Below are 18,858 nucleotides of genomic sequence, written 5' to 3' on the forward strand. Positions count from 1 at the left end.
GATAAACAATGCTAAATAAAAAATAAGTGTATTTAATACATTTAATTAAAAAGAATCTTATATTTGTTTTAAGATAAAAATCAGATAATCAAAATTAATTATTCACGTTAATGAAAAAATACGTTATAGGGTTAGATTACGGTACCGATTCTGTTCGGGCAGTACTTATAGATACAGAAAACGGAAATGAACTTGCTTCATCGGTAAGTTATTATCAGCGCTGGAAAGAAGGACGTTTCTGTAGTCCGGAAAAAAATAGATTCAGGCAACATCCTTCAGACTACATTGAGGGGTTGGAAAAAACAATCACCGAAGTCGTTCAGCAGAGTGGTGTACAGCCGGAAGAAATCGTAAGCATCTGTATTGATACGACCGGATCATCACCAATTCCTGTTAATCAGGATGGAGTAGCCCTTTCATTGACACCAGGGTTTGAAGAAAACCCTAATGCCATGATGGTATTGTGGAAAGATCATACGGCAATTCGTGAAGCCGAAGAAATCAATACTTGGGCGAGAACCTGGGGTGGTGAAAACTATACGAAATTTGAAGGAGGTATTTATTCCTCAGAGTGGTTCTGGGCTAAAATTCTGCATATCAATCGTGTCGATGAAGAAGTGAAAAATGCAGCCTACAGCTGGATGGAGCACTGCGATTACATCACGTTCCTTCTGTCAGATCACAAAGATCTAAAAACTTTTAAAAGAAGTCGCTGTGCTGCCGGTCATAAAGCCATGTGGCATGAAAGCTGGGGCGGACTGCCTTCCAAAGATTTCCTCAACAGGCTCGATCCGTCTTTGGGGCAACTTAAAGAAAGACTTTACGAAAAAACATATACTTCGGACGAAATAGCGGGACACCTTAATGAAGAATGGGCCAAAAAGTTAGGATTAACAACTTCCACGATAATTGCTGTCGGAACATTTGATGCACATTCCGGTGCAGTAGGTGCAAAAGTAGAAGAAAATACGTTGATCAGAATTATGGGAACTTCTACCTGCGACATCATGGTAGCCCCAAATGATATTATTGGTGATAAAACTGTAAAAGGAATCTGCGGCCAGGTAGATGGATCTGTCATTCCTGGAATGATGGGGCTGGAAGCCGGACAGTCTGCCTTCGGAGACGTACTGGCCTGGTATCGTGATATTCTGATGTGGCCGGTAAACAATATGCTGAACGATTCCGAAATCATTTCTCTTGAACAAAAAGATCAGCTCAAAGAAGAATTTGAAAACAACCTCATTCGGAAACTAACTGAAGAAGCGGAAAAGATTTCAAATGATGAAGCAATTCCGGTTGCCCTCGACTGGGTCAACGGAAGAAGAACTCCAGATGCCAATCAGGAACTAAAAGCTGCGATCAGCCATCTTTCATTGGGAACGAAAGCACCACATATTTTCAAAGCATTGGTCAATGCCATCTGTTTCGGAGCTAAAAAAATCGTAGATCGTTTCGAGGATGAAGGAGTTGTCATCAAAAAAGTAATCGGAATCGGAGGTGTAGCGAGAAAGTCACCGTTTATCATGCAAACACTTGCGAATGTATTGAATATGCCAATTATCGTTGCGGCTTCAGATCAGGCTCCGGCATTGGGCGCGGCCATTTATGCTGCTGTTGCAGCAGGCATTTATCCAAATGTACAGGAAGCCAGTCAGAAAATGGGTTCTGATTTCGAAGCTGAATACCATCCGCAGCCGGAATACGTTCAGCAGTATGCTGTGCTGATGGAGCAATATCAGCAACTGGCTGATTTCACAGAAAATATAATAAAGTCTAAAAACAATCTTGAAGGCTCATTGGTAAATTAAATCTGATGAAAAACAACATCCGAAAAATATAGAAAATGAAAAAATATAAAGAACTTCAAAGAGAATGTTACGAAGCGAATATGCAGCTCGATGCATTGAAGTTGGTAGTCTACACTTTCGGAAACGTGAGTGCCGTCGATCGTAACGAAGGGGTTTTTGCCATCAAACCCAGCGGTGTTCCTTATGCGGATTTAAAACCGAAAGATATAGTCATTCTTGATTTTGATGCTAACGTTATTGAAGGCAAATTAAGACCTTCATCTGATACCAAAACCCATGCTTATCTTTATAAAAACTGGGAAAATATCGGCGGAATTTCCCATACGCATGCCATTTACTCTGTAGCTTGGGCGCAGGCTCAGATGGATATTCCGATTTTCGGGACGACTCATGCTGATCACCTGACTTCCGATATTCCGTGTGCACCTCCTATGGACGATAGCCTGATTGAAGGTAATTACGAATACAATACAGGGATCCAGATCCTCGACTGTTTCAAAGAGAAAAATCTCTCGCCTCAGGAAGTGGAAATGGTGCTGATCGGAAACCACGGTCCGTTTACCTGGGGAAAAAATGCAGAAAAAGCGGTTTATAATAGCAAAGTGCTGGAAACCATTGCTGAAATGGCCTATCTGACAAGACAGATCAATCCTAATGCACTTCGCTTAAAAGATTCCTTAATCAAAAAGCATTACGAAAGAAAGCACGGGAAAGATGCTTATTATGGACAATAGGCGGCTAGCTTTTGGATTATAGCATAAACCTCATAGGTTTTAAAAACCTATGAGGTTTGACAAAAAACGAATCCAAAAGGTTCAACATAAAATAATCATATAAACCTAACGGGTTTCTAAAACACGTTAGGTTTCATGAGAAACCGCATTAAAAATCAATCATCAATTATCATTTATAAACTATGTTAACACCCCTCAATACCAAAGAAATCTGGTTCATTACCGGAAGTCAACATTTGTACGGTCCTGAAACATTAGCTCAGGTTGCCGAACATTCAGCTAAAATCGTGGAAGCGTTCAATGCTTCATCGCAGATTCCTGTAAAAGTGGTTTTAAAGCCAACCGTGAAAACTACGGAAGAAATATTTGAAACCTTAGTCGCTGCCAATCATACGGCCGATTGTATCGGCGTTGTTACCTGGATGCATACGTTTTCACCGGCTAAAATGTGGATTCGTGGACTTACCACTTTACAGAAGCCTTTACTGCATCTTCACACCCAGTTCAATCAGGATATTCCCTGGTCGACGATGGATATGGATTTTATGAATCTTAACCAAGCCGCACACGGTGACCGTGAGTTTGGATTTATGGTCAGCCGTCTTCGTAAAAACAGAAAAGTTGTCGTAGGACATTGGGCAGAAGAAAGAGTGCAGAAACAGATTGGTGACTGGAGCCGTGTTGCTGCTGGCTGGGATGACTGGCAGGGAGCAAAATTTGCCCGTTTCGGAGATAACATGAGATACGTAGCCGTTACCGACGGAGATAAAGTGGAAGCGGAAACCCAATTTGGATTCTCCGTGAATACCTGGGGAATTGGTGATTTGGTAGGTGTAATTAATGGAGTAGGAGAAGGCGAAATAAAAACCCTTATCGAAGAATACGAAGCCTCTTATAGAATGGCTGAATCACTTCTTAGCGGAGGAACCAACAGAAAATCACTGGAAACAGCTGCCCGCATTGAGCTTGGTCTGGAAAAATTCCTGAAAGACGGAGGTTTTAAAGGTTTTTCTGATACGTTTGAAGATCTACACGGTATGGAACAGCTTCCTGGGATTGCCGTACAAAGACTGATGGAAAAAGGTTACGGTTTTGCAGGTGAAGGCGACTGGAAAACAGCAGCGCTCGTTCGTGCCATGAAAACCATGGGACAGGGCTTACACGGAGGAAATGCTTTCATGGAAGATTATACTTATCATTTGAATCCATCAAACCCGTCCATCTTAGGATCCCATATGCTGGAAGTAGATCCTGTACTGGCGGCCGATAAACCTTCCTGTGAAATTCATCCGCTGGGAATTGGTGGAAAAGCAGACCCTGTAAGGCTTGTGTTTAATTCCAGAGGAAATATGGATTCGCTGGTGGCTGCATTAATGGATTTCGGGAATCATTTCAGATTGTTGATTAATAAAACAAAATCGTTGGATATTACCGAAGAGCTTCCGAAACTTCCGGTGGCAAGAGTTCTGTGGAAACCTCTTCCTGACTTATATACAGCCGCTGAGGCCTGGATTTTAGCCGGAGGTGCACACCATACTTGCTACAGTGAAAACCTTACGGTAGAACAGCTGGAAGATTTTGCCGAAATGGCGGGAATTGAATCATTGGTAATCGATGAAGACACGAAAATCCGTGATTTTAAAAATACACTTCGCTGGAATGAAATTTATTATCGTTAATTCTTCAAAAAATCTTAACCATTATGAAAAAAATAGGAGGTAGTTTGCTCATTTTGTTAGCAGTTTTATGTATTTTCGGCTGCAATAAAAAAGAAAACAATAATAAGACTCATTCAGAAAACATGGAAAATGTACAGGTTTCAGACTATGGTGTTACGGCGAATGGTGATTCCATTAAAAAATACACATTAAGCAATAAGAACGGGATGAAAGTGGAGATCATCAATTATGGTGGAATTATCACTTCTCTTACGGCACCCGATAAAGATGGGAAATACCAGGATGTAGTTTTGGGATTTGCCAAGCCTGAAGATTATTTCAACGGAAATCCGTATTATTTCGGAGCGTTAATCGGAAGATATGGAAACAGGATTGCCGATGCAAAATTTACGTTGGAAGGCAAAACATACGACATTGATAAAAATGACGGACCGAACAGTCTTCACGGTGGGAAAGAAGGTTTTCACACTAAAATATGGACGGTAGAGCCGGTAAAAGATGCGAAACTTCCAACTTTGAAACTCACCTATGTAAGTGCTGATGGTGAAGAAGGATATCCGGGTAAATTAACCACAACAGTTTTGTACACACTTACGGACGACAATGCTTTGGAAATTTCATACGAAGCAGAAACGGATAAAGCAACGGTAGTGAATCTTACGCAGCATTCTTATTTTAACCTTTCCGGAAATTTTCCCAATTTAATTACAGATCATGAGCTTCAGATCAATGCAGATAAGTTTTTACCTGTTAATAAAACACTTATTCCTGTGGGAGAAGAAAAAGCGGTGAAAGGTACTCCTTTTGATTTTACAGTTTCAAAACCCATCGGTAAAGACATCAATGCGGAAGATGAGCAGCTGAAGTTAGGAAAAGGCTACGACCATAATTGGATCCTTAACGGAAACGGAATGAGAACCATCGCTACTGTTTATCATCCGGCAAGCGGAAGGATGATGGAAGTAATGACCGATCAGCCTGGCGTTCAGTTTTATTCCGGGAATTTTTTAGATGGAAAATACGAAACAAAAACAGGTGGCAAATATGAAAAAAGAAGCGGATTCTGCTTGGAAACACAACATTATCCTGATTCTCCGAACCAATCGGCTTTTCCTACTACAGAATTAAAACCTGGAGAGAAATACCATACTAAAACCATTTATAAATTCTCTGTTAAAAAATAAACTATGGGACAATTAGCAACCATTGATATCATCATATTTCTTATCTATTTTATGGTGGTAGCCGGATACGGACTCTGGATTTACAGAAAGAAAAAATCTGAATCTACCGGCAGTAAAGATTATTTCCTTGCCGAAGGTTCTCTTACATGGTGGGCCATCGGTGCCAGTCTTATCGCTTCCAACATTTCGGCGGAACAGTTCATCGGGATGAGTGGTGAAGGATTTTTCGTCGGAGTGGCCGTAGCCGCTTACGAGTGGATCGCAGCCGTGGCGCTTATTATTATCGCCGTATGGTTTATTCCGATCTATCTTAAAAATAAGATCTACACGATGCCTCAGTTTCTGGAAACACGTTATAATAAATCGGTTTCCCTGATCATGGCGGTGTTTTGGCTTTTTTTATATGTAATCGTTAACCTTACTTCCATCTTATATCTTGGTGCGTTGGCAATTGATACTTTACTGGGAGGCGAGCATCTTCACATCATTATGATTGTCCTTCTGCTGATGGCTTTGCTGATTGGTTTGGGAGGAATGAAAGTAATCGGGTACACCGATGTAATTCAGGTGGCTGTACTTATCATCGGAGGTTTTGCAACGGTGTATATGGCGTTGCAGATTGTGGATCAGAGAATCAACGGAGTTGCAGTAGGAAATGCGCTGGCAGGATTTAATACTTTAATGAATGAAGCGCCTGGGCATTTCAAACTCATGCTCGACAAGCCGACAACTACGACGACAACATTAGGGATGCCTCAGAATTTAGAAGTACAGAAATATGTAGTATTGCCCGGACTTGCCATGTATTTTGCAGGACAGTGGATTGTTAATCTGAATTATTGGGGATGTAATCAGTATATTACCCAAAGAGCTTTGGGAGCAGATCTGAAAACCGCAAGAACCGGAATCCTTTTTGCCGGATTTTTAAAACTCTTCATGCCGATCATCGTAATGCTTCCAGGGATTGCAGCGTATGTACTATATACCAAAGGACAACTTCCCGGATTTAGTGGTGTGAAGGATGGTGCTTATTCTGCGATCCTTACCTTTTTGCCTTCGGGACTGAAAGGTCTGGCGGTAGCGGCATTAACGGCAGCAATCGTAGCTTCCCTGGCCGGAAAAGTAAACAGTATCTCTACGATTTTCACCCTAGATATTTACAAGAAATACCTGAAAGCAGATGCTACCGAAATCCAGATGGTGAGAACCGGAAGATGGGTCATCATTATAGCGATGATGGTTGCCCTTGCCTTCACCTGGACAGATGTTTTAGGGATCGGCGGCGAAGGAGGTTTTACCTTTATTCAGAAATATACAGGATTTATCAGTCCGGGAGTATTTGCTATGTTCCTTTTGGGAATGTTCTGGAAAAGAACTACAGGAACGGCTGCATTAGTAGGTGTCATTTTAGGTTTCGTACTGGCTATTTTCTTCAACAGCTTTGCCATCGGAATTTTTGGAAAAGAAACCTGGCTGTACACTGCCTTTACCTATGAAAAACTGGAGAATGGCGTGGTGCATACCATCACGGAAATTCCGTTCCTGATTAATATGGGATGGTCGTTTTTCATTACTATTGTTGTCATGGTACTGATTAGTCTTGCCGGACCAAAAGTGAATCCGAAAGCTTTTGCCATCGACAGCAAAATGTTCAGAGTAGATGCAAGAACTATGGTTCTGATTGTAGTTACTTTGCTTCTTCTTACGGCTTTGTATGTAAGATTCTGGTAATTTTAAATTTAGATAAATAAAAAACAGGATACCGCAAATGGTGTCCTGTTTTTGTTTTCAAGGATTAAAACTCCTTTTTGTTTGATTATATTTTAAATCACGGTTTTCAGAATATTTCTGCGAACGCGCGATAATGTTTCTCTCGAAAGTCCCAGATAAGAAGCAACCATATGAAGAGGAACTCTATTAAAAATATCAGGATAAGTGTTGATGAAATCCAGGTATTTTTCTTCCGGACTACTGCTGATATTCATCAAAAGCCGTTTATGGATTTCCATAGATTTTCTTGTCAGGATATTTTCTACAAAAATATTGAGTTCAGGGATTTGTTCTCGCAGTTCTGCAAAATCTTCAAGGTTAAAGGCGAAAATTTCAGAGGATTCCATAGCTTCAATGTTGAGTTTTGATGGCGTATTATTGTAGAAGCTTTCCGGATCGGTTGTCCAAGACATTTCATTAACAAACTGAAGAATATGTTCATTGCCATCTTCAGAGGTTGAATAATTTCGCAAAAGTCCTTTCGCAACGAAGATTTTCAGATTACAAATATTGCCCTGTTTGCATACAATCTCTTTACGCTGAAGTTTTATCAATTGACTTTTATATAGGATGAAATTGAACTTTTCATCCGTAAAATCCGGAAGCACTTTCTGAAAGTAATTTTTAAGAATCTCTGACATTTTTCAAAACTGAATTATATCTAAAATTAATTCTTTTTATCGAATTAAAATAAAAATTGTGTCAAATGACCTCGTTTTTGGGATGTATTCACATCTAAATTTGTATCAGAAATTATAACAAAACAAAATTTAAGAATATGAAAGTATTTGTAACAGGAGCTTCAGGATTTGTAGGCTCAGCAGTGGTAAAAGAATTATTATCAAACGGCCATCAGGTAGTTGGATTGGCGCGTTCGGAAGAATCTGCAAAATCCATCAGAGAGGCCGGAGCAGAAGTTTTAATGGGAGATCTGGATAGTCTCGATATTTTGCAAAAAGGAGCAAGGGAAGCAGATGGAGTTATTCATACAGCTTTTATCCACGATTTTTCAGATTATCAGACCAATGCGCTCAAAGACCAGAAAGCCATTGAAGCAATGGGCGAAGTGTTGAAAGGAACCGATAAACCTATTGTGGTGACAGGCGGAACATTAGGACTTCCACTGATTGACGGGAAAATCACAGAAGAAAGTAAAGCACCGGCAGAATCAATCAGATTCTCTGAAAAAGCTTTCGTAGATTTATCAGAATCCGGTGTTAAAGCATCTATCGTTCGTCTTTCCCCAAGTGTTTACGGAAATTCTGAATCGGGTTTCAAAGGAGGTTTTGGAGTAATGCTTGCTGAACTGGCGAAGGCTAAAGGCTTTGCTGCTTATATTGGAGAGGGAAATAATGTCTGGCCATCTGTTCATCGTGCGGATGCTGCAAAACTATTTCGTCTGGCCCTTGAAAAAGGAGAAGTTGGAGCAAGATATAATGCCGTTAATAATGATAAACAACTGTCAATGAAAGAATTTGCAGAATTAATTGGTGAAAAACTGGATATTCCTGTAAAATCTTTATCACCAGAAGAAGCACCGGATTATTTTACCTGGATGACATTTTTTGTTGGAGCAGATTGTCCGGCAACAAGCTTGCAGACTCAGGAAAAATTAGGATGGCAACCTTCCGAAAGAAGTTTCATAGAAGAACTGGATCAATATTTCTTCTAAAATTATAAACAGTCTTACTTCCGAAGTAAGGCTGTTTTTTTATTAGGCAACTAGATATTTTTTAAATTTAAGGATATTATTCTCTGATTTTAGTTTAAAGCTGATATATGTACCAATCGATTGCTATTTTCAGTTCTATTTTTATTTCTAAAAAAAAATCAATATCACTACATTTGTATAAACATTTTCCCGTGAAATCTTACCTCATGTTTATTGATACGGAAACCACTTCCGTTCCCAAACGCTGGGATCTTCCGTACTCCGAAACGGCAAACTGGCCTTCAGTGGTTCAGGTTTCCTGGATCGTCTGTTCGGAAGATGGTAAAGAAATTAAAAGGGAAGACCGATACATTTTTGAGGAAGACCTTGTCATCAGTGAAGAATCATTTAAGGTTCACGGGATTACTGAAGAATTTTTGAGATCTCGTGGGAAACGCAGAACGGAAGTATTAAAAGCTCTTGCTGAAGATATCATAAAATATCAGCCTTTGATTGTCGGACATTTCATTGAATTTGACCTTCATATTCTCGCTGCTGATTTTCTGAGAGCAGGATTAGCCATTCCTTTCGAAAACAGTCGTTTTTATTGTACCATGCTGAAAAGCAGGCAATATACATCCGGAATTTCATCCAGGTACATGCGTCTGCCGGAACTGTATCGTTATCTGCTGAGTGAAATGGCAGAGCCTTCGCACAATGCACGTATCGATGCCGCAATGACCGCAAGTTGCTTTTTCGAAATCGGCCGTCGAAATCAGCTGTCTCAAAAAGACCTTGAAGAAAAGCATCACCTGATAGCTGGAAAGCTGCACTTTCCCGTTTTAAAACTTACGTAAGCCTATGGAAAACCTGATCCCGCTTTTACAAAGAACCCCGCCTTTCAGCCTTTTGTCTGAAAGCGTACTTTCGGAGGTTGCCGAAAGCATGCAAAAGAAAATTTTTTCTAAAGAAACTTTAGCCTATCGCCAGGAAGTGACCGAACTTCAGGGCGTGGATATTATTATGGAAGGGGAATACCAGACTTTTTTCTTTGATGCTTCACAAAATAAAAGATGCATTGAAATTCACCATTCGCCTTATTGTTTCGGTGGAATTTCCGTAGTGCTGAACAGGGTTCGGGCTTTAAAATCGGTGATGGTAAAAAAAGGTACCGTTGTGTACACGCTCCCCAAGAATGAATTTATGGAACTCTGCAATGCCAATGAAGAGTTTTTTCATTATTTCACCTCGGATTTCGGAAAGAAAATGCTGGATGAAGAATTTGCTCATTTTGTGAAGACTCCGGCTTCCTTTGAGGAAAGTTATTTTGCTGCAGACCAGCTGTATTCAAGGAAAATAGAGAGCATTGCTTATAAAGATATCGTTTCCTGCTCAGAAAATACACCCATTTTTGAAGCGGCAAGGATTATGGCTCAGAATAAAGTAAGCTGCTTATTCATCAGACGTGAAACTGATCAGAATATTGTAGGCTATGCTACCGATATTACCCTTCGGGATAATGTGATTGCTCAGTGCATAGATCCGCAAAAACCGGTATCGGAGGTGATGGATAATCCTATCGTTTCAATTTCCAATGATGCTTATCTGTATGAAGCGGTGCTGATGATGTTTAAAACCAAAACAAGATACCTGCTGGTAGAAAAAGAAGGCGAAATGGTCGGATTTCTCAGTCGAAACCGCCTTCTCAGTGAGCAGGCCCAGTCGCCGCTCGTTTTTATACAGTCGGTAAAGCAGGCCGGCAACACAACGGAACTTCGTAAAAAATGGCTTCAGGTTCCGGATATGATTAATCAGTTGCTGGGGCGTGGGGTACATGGTGAAATTGCCAGTCAAATCATTACCACCATCGCCGATACGATTACCATAAAGGTTATTGAAAATGTCATCCGACAGATCGGTAAGCCGTCTGCACGTTTTGTATTTATGGTTACCGGAAGCGAAGGCAGGAAAGAGCAGACCCTGAGTACCGATCAGGATAACGGAATCATCTATGAAGATAAAGCCAATGAACACCGGGAAATGGTTCGTGAATATTTTCTGGATTTTGCCAAACGGGTTTCCGATGATCTTAATACGATTGGTTTTGTGTATTGCAAAGGTGAATTTATGGCCAGCAATCCGAAATGGACCCATTCTTTATCTCACTGGAAAAGAAATTATGAAGAATGGATCAACGAAACCGTTCCTGAAAATGCCATGAAATTTTCTACTCTTTTTGACTGCCGGTATATTTACGGTGAAGAATCTATTATTGCCGAACTGAAAGATTTTATACAAGAACAGCTACAGGCTCCGAATGAAAGATTTTTTTCATTTATTGCTAAAAACGCTTTGCAGTACGAAGCGCCCTTAACCTTTTTTAAACGGATTAAAACTCAGACCATCGGTAAAGCGGAAGTTTTTGACATCAAAACTGCTATGAGTCCGATTGTCGATCTTCTCCGTGTGTACGCTTTGAAACATACCATCGACAGCGAAAATACCGGTGAAAGAATGAAAAAGCTTTATGAATCAGGTGTATTCAGTAAAGAGCAATATCAGGAACTGCATCACTCTTATTATTACCTGATGGCATTACGGCTGAAAAACCAGGTATATCAGATCAATATCGAAAAGAAAATGCCTGACAATTATATTGAGATCAGCAGGCTTACGAAAATAGAGAGGGTAACACTGACCGAGATTTTTAAAACAATTAGCAATTTTCAGCAGGGAATCAGGATGAAATTTACGGGAAGTCTGTAAAATTTTGCTTATTCAATTCAGGTAATAGATCTTTTTTAGTAAAGTATCATTTTAATTCCCTTGGGTATTGCTCTACTGACGTTGGGTATAAGTCTACTTCGGTTGAGTATGGCTACACTGACCTTGAGTATAGCTTTACTGACCTTGAGTAAAAGTCTACTTCCTTTGGGTATTGCTTTACTTACCTCGGGTATAAGTCTACTTACCTTGAGTATGACTCTACTGCCTTCGGGTATTCTCTTACTTATCTTGAATTTTGTTTTTAGTACATCAGATTTTGAACATAAAACCTTCCGCGATTTTCTTGTTGTATTTTTTCTCATCGAAACGATAGAGGAAAGATCCTTTTTTGGAAGAAGTCATATCTTTTTCTTCTGTTTTTACCAGAATATCCAGTGCGTTAATCTTGCTTATGAAGTTTCGTTTATCGTATTTTTCATTGAAAATAGCTTCATAAAGATTCTGTAGATCTTTCATGGTGAATTTTTTTGGGAGAAGCTCGAATCCGATAGGTCTTGTCGACGCTCTTCTTCTCAGTCGCAATACAGCATCTTTCACCATTTCATTATGGTCGAAGATGAGGGTAGGGAAGTCCTGGAGATCAAACCATTTCGCACTGTATTTTTCATTGATTTGTATATTTTTTTCAACGTTAATCAATGTATAATACGAGATAGACATTATTCTTGCGGTTGGTTCACGATCGATTTCAGTGTAGGAATTCAGTTGCTCGAGGTATATATTTTCCAGTCCGGTAAGGGTATTCAGTACACGGTGAGCGGCTTCATCAGAAGTTTCTTCATTACCGATAAAACCTCCCATTAGTGACCATTCTCCCATTTTAGGTTCAAAATTTCTCTGTACAAGAAGAATTTTAAGATTTTCACCGTCAAATCCGAAAATAATGCAGTCAACAGCAACCAAATGTCTTGGATATTGGGAATAATCCTGTGTCATCTATTATATTTTTATGCAAAGGTAAAGTATTTACTATTACAATAAATATATAAATGTTGTTTTTACACTTTTTTGTATGATTTCATTCTTTAAAAGTTAAAATTTAGTTGCTGGAAACGATTTCCGGAGAAAAAATACTCTTGATTGAAGCACTTTTTTCTCTAATTTCTATTAATTGCAGATGAAATTAATGTTAAAATTATGTTAATTTTCTAAGTTGGTTTCATTTCATCGTTAAAAAAATAATGATTTAAGCTTACTATTTAAAATACGATAAGTTATTCATGATAATATTGTCAATTCTTTTAAAATGTTTCGTATTCATTTTGTAGACAATCATTTAGTTTTATCAATCTGATTTTCTTACTGATTCATAATCTTATTTTTTATGATAAGTATATCTTTTCATATTCGATTATCTGATTTTATTTTTAGTGCTTTAAGATAGATTTTACCTTCAAAATTTTAAAAATGTTTTGTATATAGATTCTTTCCTTTATTTTAGAAATGTTGAAATAACATTTATTAATGAATAAAAAACTCTCTGTTATATTATTAGGTTTTGCATCATTAGCCTTTGCTCAGGTAAAGCAGGAGATTCATTATTTTCCGCTTAGAGATGTGAAGTTATCGGAAAGCATTTTCAACAAGGCAATGCAAGCGGATAAGAATTATATTCTCTCCATGGAACCTGATAGGCTTTTGGCTCCTTACCTCAAAGAAGCAGGCTTAAAACCAAAAGCTGAAAATTATCCGAATTGGGAAAATACAGGATTAGATGGACATATCGGAGGACATTATCTTTCAGCATTAGCACTGATGTATGCCTCTACAGGAGATCCGAAAATCAAACAGAGACTGGATTACATGATTGATGAACTTGACCGTTGTCAGAATTCATCTGTGAACGGTTATGTTTCGGGAGTTCCTAACGGAAAAAAAATCTGGAAAGAAATTTCGGAAGGTAATATTCGTGCTTCCAGTTTCGGACTGAATGACCGATGGGTGCCTTTATACAATATTCATAAAATTTATGCAGGGCTTAGAGATGCTTATTGGTATGCCGGAAGCGAAAAGGCAAAAAAAATGCTCATTAAGCTTACCGACTGGATGGCGAACGAAGTTTCCGGACTTTCGGATGAACAGATTCAGGATATGCTTCGAAGTGAACACGGAGGATTAAATGAAGTTTTTGCAGATGTTTATGATATTACGAAAGATAAAAAATATCTAAAACTTGCGCACAGATTTTCACATCAGGCGATTCTTAATCCATTACTTCTGGGAGAAGACAAGCTAACAGGAATTCATGCCAATACTCAAATCCCGAAAGTGATTGGATACAAACGCATCGCTGATCTTGAAAATAATCAGCAATGGAATAATGCAGCCGATTTTTTCTGGCACAATGTCACTGAAAAAAGATCTTCCGTTATCGGAGGAAACAGTGTGAGTGAACATTTTAATCCTGTCAATGATTTCAGCAGCATGATTAAAAGTATTGAAGGACCGGAAACCTGTAATACATATAATATGCTGAAACTCACAAAAGCTCTTTTTGCGACTTTGCCGAAATCATATTATATGGATTATTATGAGAAAGCGCTTTATAATCATATACTTTCCACTGAAAATCATGATAAAGGAGGTTTTGTGTATTTCACGCCGATGCGTCCCGGACATTATCGCGTGTACTCGCAGCCGCAGACCAGTTTCTGGTGTTGCGTAGGCTCCGGACTGGAAAATCATGCCAAGTATGGAGAAATGATTTATGCGCATTCAGATAATGATCTTTATGTTAATCTGTTCATTCCATCAACGCTTAACTGGGCTGAGAAAAAAATACTGCTTCGTCAGGAAAATAATTTCCCGGAAACTCCTAAAACAAAACTTGTTTTTGAACATACCGGAAAATCAAAAATCAATATAAAACTTCGTTGTCCTGAATGGACTCATCCTTCTGAGGTTGCCATAACCGTTAATGGAAAAAAGCAGGATGTGACCGCTGATAAAGATGGATATTTTAGCATCAGCAGAAAATGGAAAAAAGGAGATGTGATCGAAATGAACCTTCCGATGCATATTTCCGCAGAGCAATTGCCTGATAAATCAGACTATTATGCTTTTAAATACGGGCCTGTTGTTCTTGCAGCTACTTACGGAACAGAAAATCAGCAGGGATTATTAGCTGATGACAGCCGCGGCGGGCATATTGCGCACGGCCCACAAATTCCGTTAAATGATATTCCTGTTATTTTAGGAAATGAAGGCGAAGTTATTAATCATGTGAAGCCGGTTAATGATAAAAATCTTACGTTCAGTCTTACAGGACTTTATCCTAAGGGAAAATTTGATAAAGGATTTCAGCTTGTGCCATTTTATAAAATTCAGGAAGAAAGATATATTTTGTACTGGCCACAGGCGGATCAGGATAAAATAGAAACTATCCAAAAAAAGAAAGCTGCTGAAGAAGCTGAAACCAGAAAACTAGATCTTATTACTGTAGATAAAATTCAGCTTGGCGAGCAGCAACCTGAATCTGATCATTATTTTGAAAGCAAAGATTCGAATACGGGCTATATGGAAGACCGTCATTTCCGTGATGCAAAGGGATGGTTCAGCTACCGAATGAAAAATCCGGCTAAAGACGCTGCTTATCTTTATATTTTATATTTTGATGCCAATACCAACCGTTCTTTAAATATCGATATCAATGGTAAGAAAGTCTCTGCCCGGAAGCTGGAAGGGAAATCCGGAAACTCACCTCAGTTTATGCTTTTATCTATCCCGGAAACTGAGAAAGATAAAGAAATTCTTACGGTAAAATTTTATGCAGATGAACAGACAATGACTTCAAAAATTATTGAAGTGCGTTTGTTGAATAAAGATTATAAAAATTAAAAAAAATCCCATGAAAATATATTGTTCTAAAACTTTATTTTTAATTATAGCTATTTTCAGTGTTTGTTTATTTGATGCTAAAGTAAAGCTGCCGGCATTGGTTTCAGACGGAATGATTCTTCAGAGAAACCAGAAACTGAAAATCTGGGGATACGCCGATAAGGGAGAAAAGGTAATGGTTAAATTTTTAAATAAAACCTATTCTACAATAGCTGACAACACAGGAAACTGGAATGTTATGCTTCCCGAGCTTAAAGCAGGAGGTCCTTTTACAATGACAATCAATGATATCATGCTTAAAGATATTTTAATTGGTGATGTATGGGTGGCATCAGGACAGTCGAATATGGAACTTCCTATGAGAAGGCTTACACCGCTTTACGGAGAAGAAATGAAAACGGTGAATAACCAGAATATCAGATTTTTTACCGTTCCGCAGCAATACAATTTTAAAGCTCCTCAGAATGATTTAAACGGAGGAAAATGGGAAGCAACCAATCCGCAGACGATTCTTAACTTTTCAGGAGTAGCCTATTTTTTTGCTAAAAATCTTTATGAAAAAAACAAAGTTCCTGTAGGGATCATTCATACAAGTTTAGGGGGGTCGCCGGTGCAGGCATGGATGGATGCCAATTCTCTTAAAAAATACCCTGAATATTTAGCCGAAGCCGAAAAATGGAAAAATGATGATTTAATTAAATCTACGGAATCCGGCGAGCAAGCACTAAGCAAAGCGTGGTATGCAGAGCTCGATCAAAGTGACATCGGACTTCATCAGCACTGGGAAAATTTCGATCTTGATGATTCTTCATGGAAAACAATGAATGTTCCCGGCTCATGGGAAGATCAGGAAGGCTCGTTTGAGGGTTCGGTATGGTTTAGAAAAGAAATAATTCTGCCTAAAGGATCTGCTCAGAAAACAGCTTTTCTCAATTTGGGAAGAATAAAAGATGCTGATGTGACTTATATCAACGGGGTAAAAGTAGGAAATGTTACGTACGAATATCCTCCGAGATGGTACGATATTCCTGCCGGCGTTTTAAAGGACGGAAAAAATATCATTGCCGTAAGAGTAACAAACGGAAGCGGAAAAGGACAATTCATTGCGGATAAACCTTATTATCTTGAAATTGGCGGACAAAAAATCGATCTTAAAGGTCAATGGAAATACAGAATTGGTGCTAAAATGGGAAAAATGGCTCCGGGACAGACTTTCATTCGTTGGAAACCGACCGGACTTTACAATTCGATGATTAATCCGTTAATTAATTATAAAGTGAAAGGATTTCTTTGGTATCAGGGGGAGAGCAATACCGGAAAACCAAAAGAGTATGGTGATCTTTTGACAACAATGATTACCGACTGGCGTTCCAAATGGCAGGAAAAAGAAGCACCGTTCCTGATTGTTCAGCTTGCTAATTTTATGGAAGCTAAAAATCAGCCTGTGGAAAGTAACTGGGCAGAACTCAGAGATCAGCAGCGTAAAGTTTCGCTCAATCTCCCTCAAACAGGACTTGCCGTAATCATAGATATCGGAGAATGGAATGATATTCATCCTCTCAATAAAAAAACAGTCGGTGACAGACTCGCTTTACAGTCCTTAAAAATTGCAGATAAAGAAAATATTATTGCAGACGGACCGGTTTACCAATCAATGAAAGTTGATGGAAATAAGATTATCCTTTCCTTCAAAAAAGGGACTGATGATTTTGCACAAGTTTCAGAATTAAAAGGTTTTGCTGTCAAAAATGCCGATGGAAACTGGGTATGGGCAAAAGCCAGGGCAGAAGGTGGAAAAATCGTCGTTTGGAATGATTCCGTTGAAAAGCCTGTTGCAGTCCGTTATGATTGGGCTGACAACCCCGACGGAAATTTAAAAAACAAAACCGGGCTTCCTGCTTCGCCTTTTACAACAGAATAAAATAACTTAAAGAAATCAAATATTTGAAATGAATAATCAGCCACAAAAAATATCGGTTATAGAAAAAGTAGGCTACAGTTTAGGTGATCTGGCTGCTAATCTGGTTTTTCAGACGTTGGTAACCTATCTCGCATATTTTTATACGGATATTTACGGATTAAAGGCAGAAGATGCTTCGGTAATCACACTTATTGTAGGATTAATTGCCGGTTTCGGTTTCAATCCGATGGTTGGAGCGTTAGCCGACCGTACCAGCACAAAATGGGGGAAATTTCGTCCTTGGATTTTATTTACTGCGGTTCCGCTTGGTCTGGCCGCATTATTGGCTTTCAGTACACCAGACTTTACTTATAAGGGAAAAATGATTTATGCAGCGGCAACTTACTCATTATTGTTGTTATTGTACGCGGCTAATAACTTACCTTATGCAGCTTTAAGTGGGGTAATCACAGGGGATATGGGGGAAAGAAACAGTATTTCTTCGTATCGTTTTGTAGCGGTTATGTTTGCTCAGTTTTTTGTTCAGGTATTTATGTTGCCAATTATTTTATCCGTTGGTCATGGTGATAAAGCTGCCGGTATCGAAACGGTAATGACCTGGCTTGCTGTGATAGGCTCTGTCATGCTACTGATTACATTCTTCACCACAAAAGAAAGAATTATTCCTAAACCGGAACAGAAATCTACTTTAAAAGAGGATTTAAAAGATATTTTCCAGAACAGACCATGGATTATTATGCTCACTGTTACTGCTTTTATTTTCATCACACTGGCAATGAAAGGAGGGGCTTATGTATATTATTTTAACAATTATGTAGATGAAACCTCGCTTAAAAGCTTTATTTCTCCGATCACCTCTTTTTTCAACTCCATCGGAATGAATTTCTTCGGTGAAGATCCTAAATCTGCTGGTTTCGGACTGTTCAACGCAGGAGGAATTATCATGATGATTATCGGAATCACTTTTTCTAAAAGGTTTGCAGATAAATACGGAAAGCGCGATACTTTCATTGCATCGCTTTTCATTTCCACTTTATTTGTTCTGTTCTTTATTTTTTATCCTCCAAAAGATGTAGGAATTATGTTCCTGTCGCAGATTTTACATGGATTCTTTTACGGAATCAGCACACCTTTATTATGGGCGATGATTGCCGATGTAGCCGACTATTCCGAATGGAAAAACAACAGGAGAGCTACAGCCATTATTTTCTCTGCCATGATGGTAGGTTTAAAGGTAGGTTTAAGTATCGGAAGTTCTTTAGTCGCATTAATTATAGGTAAATACGGCTATATTTCAACAGAAGGCAGCGTAAATGTAATTCAGCCCGAAACAGTAGCAACAGGTGCCAAAATGCTGGTGAGTATTTTCCCTTCGATACCGTTTTTCATCGCGTGCGGACTGCTTTTATTTTACAAAATTAACAAGAAAATGGAAGTTCAGATCGAGAAAGATCTGGCAGAAAGAAGAAAACAATAATTATGAA

The 18,858-nt window shown here is 38.8% G+C and carries 13 protein-coding genes; 11 read left to right on the plus strand and 2 right to left on the minus strand.

Annotation, left to right across the window (positions count from 1 at the left end; genetic code table 11):
• The first annotated feature begins 110 nt into the window (after positions 1-110).
• The 5 genes from BLR30_RS03770 (at position 111) to BLR30_RS03790 (ending at position 7,139) form a co-directional block, all read left to right on the plus strand.
• Positions 111-1,811 (plus strand): ribulokinase, encoded by a 1,701-nt coding sequence (locus tag BLR30_RS03770; RefSeq protein ID WP_089854988.1) that lies wholly within the window; start codon positions 111-113, stop codon positions 1,809-1,811.
• Between the two features lie 35 nt (positions 1,812-1,846).
• The gene (locus BLR30_RS03775; protein WP_089854992.1) at positions 1,847-2,545 is read left to right on the plus strand and encodes an L-ribulose-5-phosphate 4-epimerase; all 699 of its coding nucleotides are present in this window, start codon (positions 1,847-1,849) and stop codon (positions 2,543-2,545) included.
• Between the two features lie 182 nt (positions 2,546-2,727).
• The gene (araA, locus tag BLR30_RS03780) at positions 2,728-4,224 is read left to right on the plus strand and encodes an L-arabinose isomerase (RefSeq protein WP_089854994.1); all 1,497 of its coding nucleotides are present in this window, start codon (positions 2,728-2,730) and stop codon (positions 4,222-4,224) included.
• A 23-nt stretch (positions 4,225-4,247) separates the two neighbouring features.
• The gene (locus BLR30_RS03785; protein WP_089854997.1) at positions 4,248-5,408 is read left to right on the plus strand and encodes an aldose epimerase family protein; all 1,161 of its coding nucleotides are present in this window, start codon (positions 4,248-4,250) and stop codon (positions 5,406-5,408) included.
• Between the two features lie 3 nt (positions 5,409-5,411).
• Positions 5,412-7,139 carry a sodium:solute symporter family transporter gene (locus tag BLR30_RS03790; RefSeq protein ID WP_089855001.1) on the plus strand — a complete coding sequence of 576 codons (1,728 nt, stop codon included), beginning with the start codon at positions 5,412-5,414 and terminating at the stop codon, positions 7,137-7,139.
• A 92-nt stretch (positions 7,140-7,231) separates the two neighbouring features.
• On the opposite strand, the gene BLR30_RS03795 is transcribed toward BLR30_RS03790, so the two are convergent.
• Entirely contained in the window at positions 7,232-7,819 is a 588-nt protein-coding gene (locus tag BLR30_RS03795; RefSeq protein ID WP_089855004.1) for a Crp/Fnr family transcriptional regulator, read from the minus strand.
• 137 nt (positions 7,820-7,956) lie between these two features.
• Here BLR30_RS03795 and BLR30_RS03800 point away from each other — a divergent pair, with 137 nt between their 5' ends.
• The 3 genes from BLR30_RS03800 (at position 7,957) to BLR30_RS03810 (ending at position 11,595) form a co-directional block, all read left to right on the plus strand.
• On the plus strand, positions 7,957-8,850 hold the full coding sequence (locus tag BLR30_RS03800) for an SDR family oxidoreductase (protein WP_089855008.1): 894 nt from the start codon (positions 7,957-7,959) through the stop codon (positions 8,848-8,850).
• 191 nt (positions 8,851-9,041) lie between these two features.
• The gene (locus BLR30_RS03805) at positions 9,042-9,686 is read left to right on the plus strand and encodes a 3'-5' exonuclease (protein WP_089855895.1); all 645 of its coding nucleotides are present in this window, start codon (positions 9,042-9,044) and stop codon (positions 9,684-9,686) included.
• A gap of 4 nt (positions 9,687-9,690) precedes the next feature.
• Positions 9,691-11,595: a DUF294 nucleotidyltransferase-like domain-containing protein gene (locus BLR30_RS03810; protein WP_089855011.1), complete on the plus strand. Its 1,905-nt coding sequence runs from the start codon at positions 9,691-9,693 to the stop codon at positions 11,593-11,595.
• A gap of 270 nt (positions 11,596-11,865) precedes the next feature.
• On the opposite strand, the gene BLR30_RS03815 is transcribed toward BLR30_RS03810, so the two are convergent.
• A complete protein-coding gene (locus BLR30_RS03815) occupies positions 11,866-12,552 on the minus strand; it encodes an NUDIX hydrolase (RefSeq protein ID WP_089855014.1) in 687 nt (228 codons plus the stop codon).
• A 528-nt stretch (positions 12,553-13,080) separates the two neighbouring features.
• Here BLR30_RS03815 and BLR30_RS03820 point away from each other — a divergent pair.
• Genes BLR30_RS03820 through BLR30_RS03830 form a run of 3 tightly spaced genes read left to right on the plus strand, consistent with a single transcriptional unit; the run spans position 13,081 to position 18,851 of the window.
• Positions 13,081-15,453 (plus strand): glycoside hydrolase family 127 protein, encoded by a 2,373-nt coding sequence (locus tag BLR30_RS03820; RefSeq protein WP_089855019.1) that lies wholly within the window; start codon positions 13,081-13,083, stop codon positions 15,451-15,453.
• 10 nt (positions 15,454-15,463) lie between these two features.
• Positions 15,464-17,374, plus strand: coding sequence for a sialate O-acetylesterase (locus BLR30_RS03825; RefSeq protein ID WP_089855023.1), 1,911 nt, complete (start codon positions 15,464-15,466; stop codon positions 17,372-17,374).
• A gap of 28 nt (positions 17,375-17,402) precedes the next feature.
• Positions 17,403-18,851 carry an MFS transporter gene (locus tag BLR30_RS03830; protein WP_089855026.1) on the plus strand — a complete coding sequence of 483 codons (1,449 nt, stop codon included), beginning with the start codon at positions 17,403-17,405 and terminating at the stop codon, positions 18,849-18,851.
• Positions 18,852-18,858 lie beyond the last annotated feature (7 nt).

Source organism: Chryseobacterium taeanense (genome assembly GCF_900099685.1).
Taxonomy (GTDB): Bacteria; Bacteroidota; Bacteroidia; order Flavobacteriales; family Weeksellaceae; genus Chryseobacterium; species Chryseobacterium taeanense.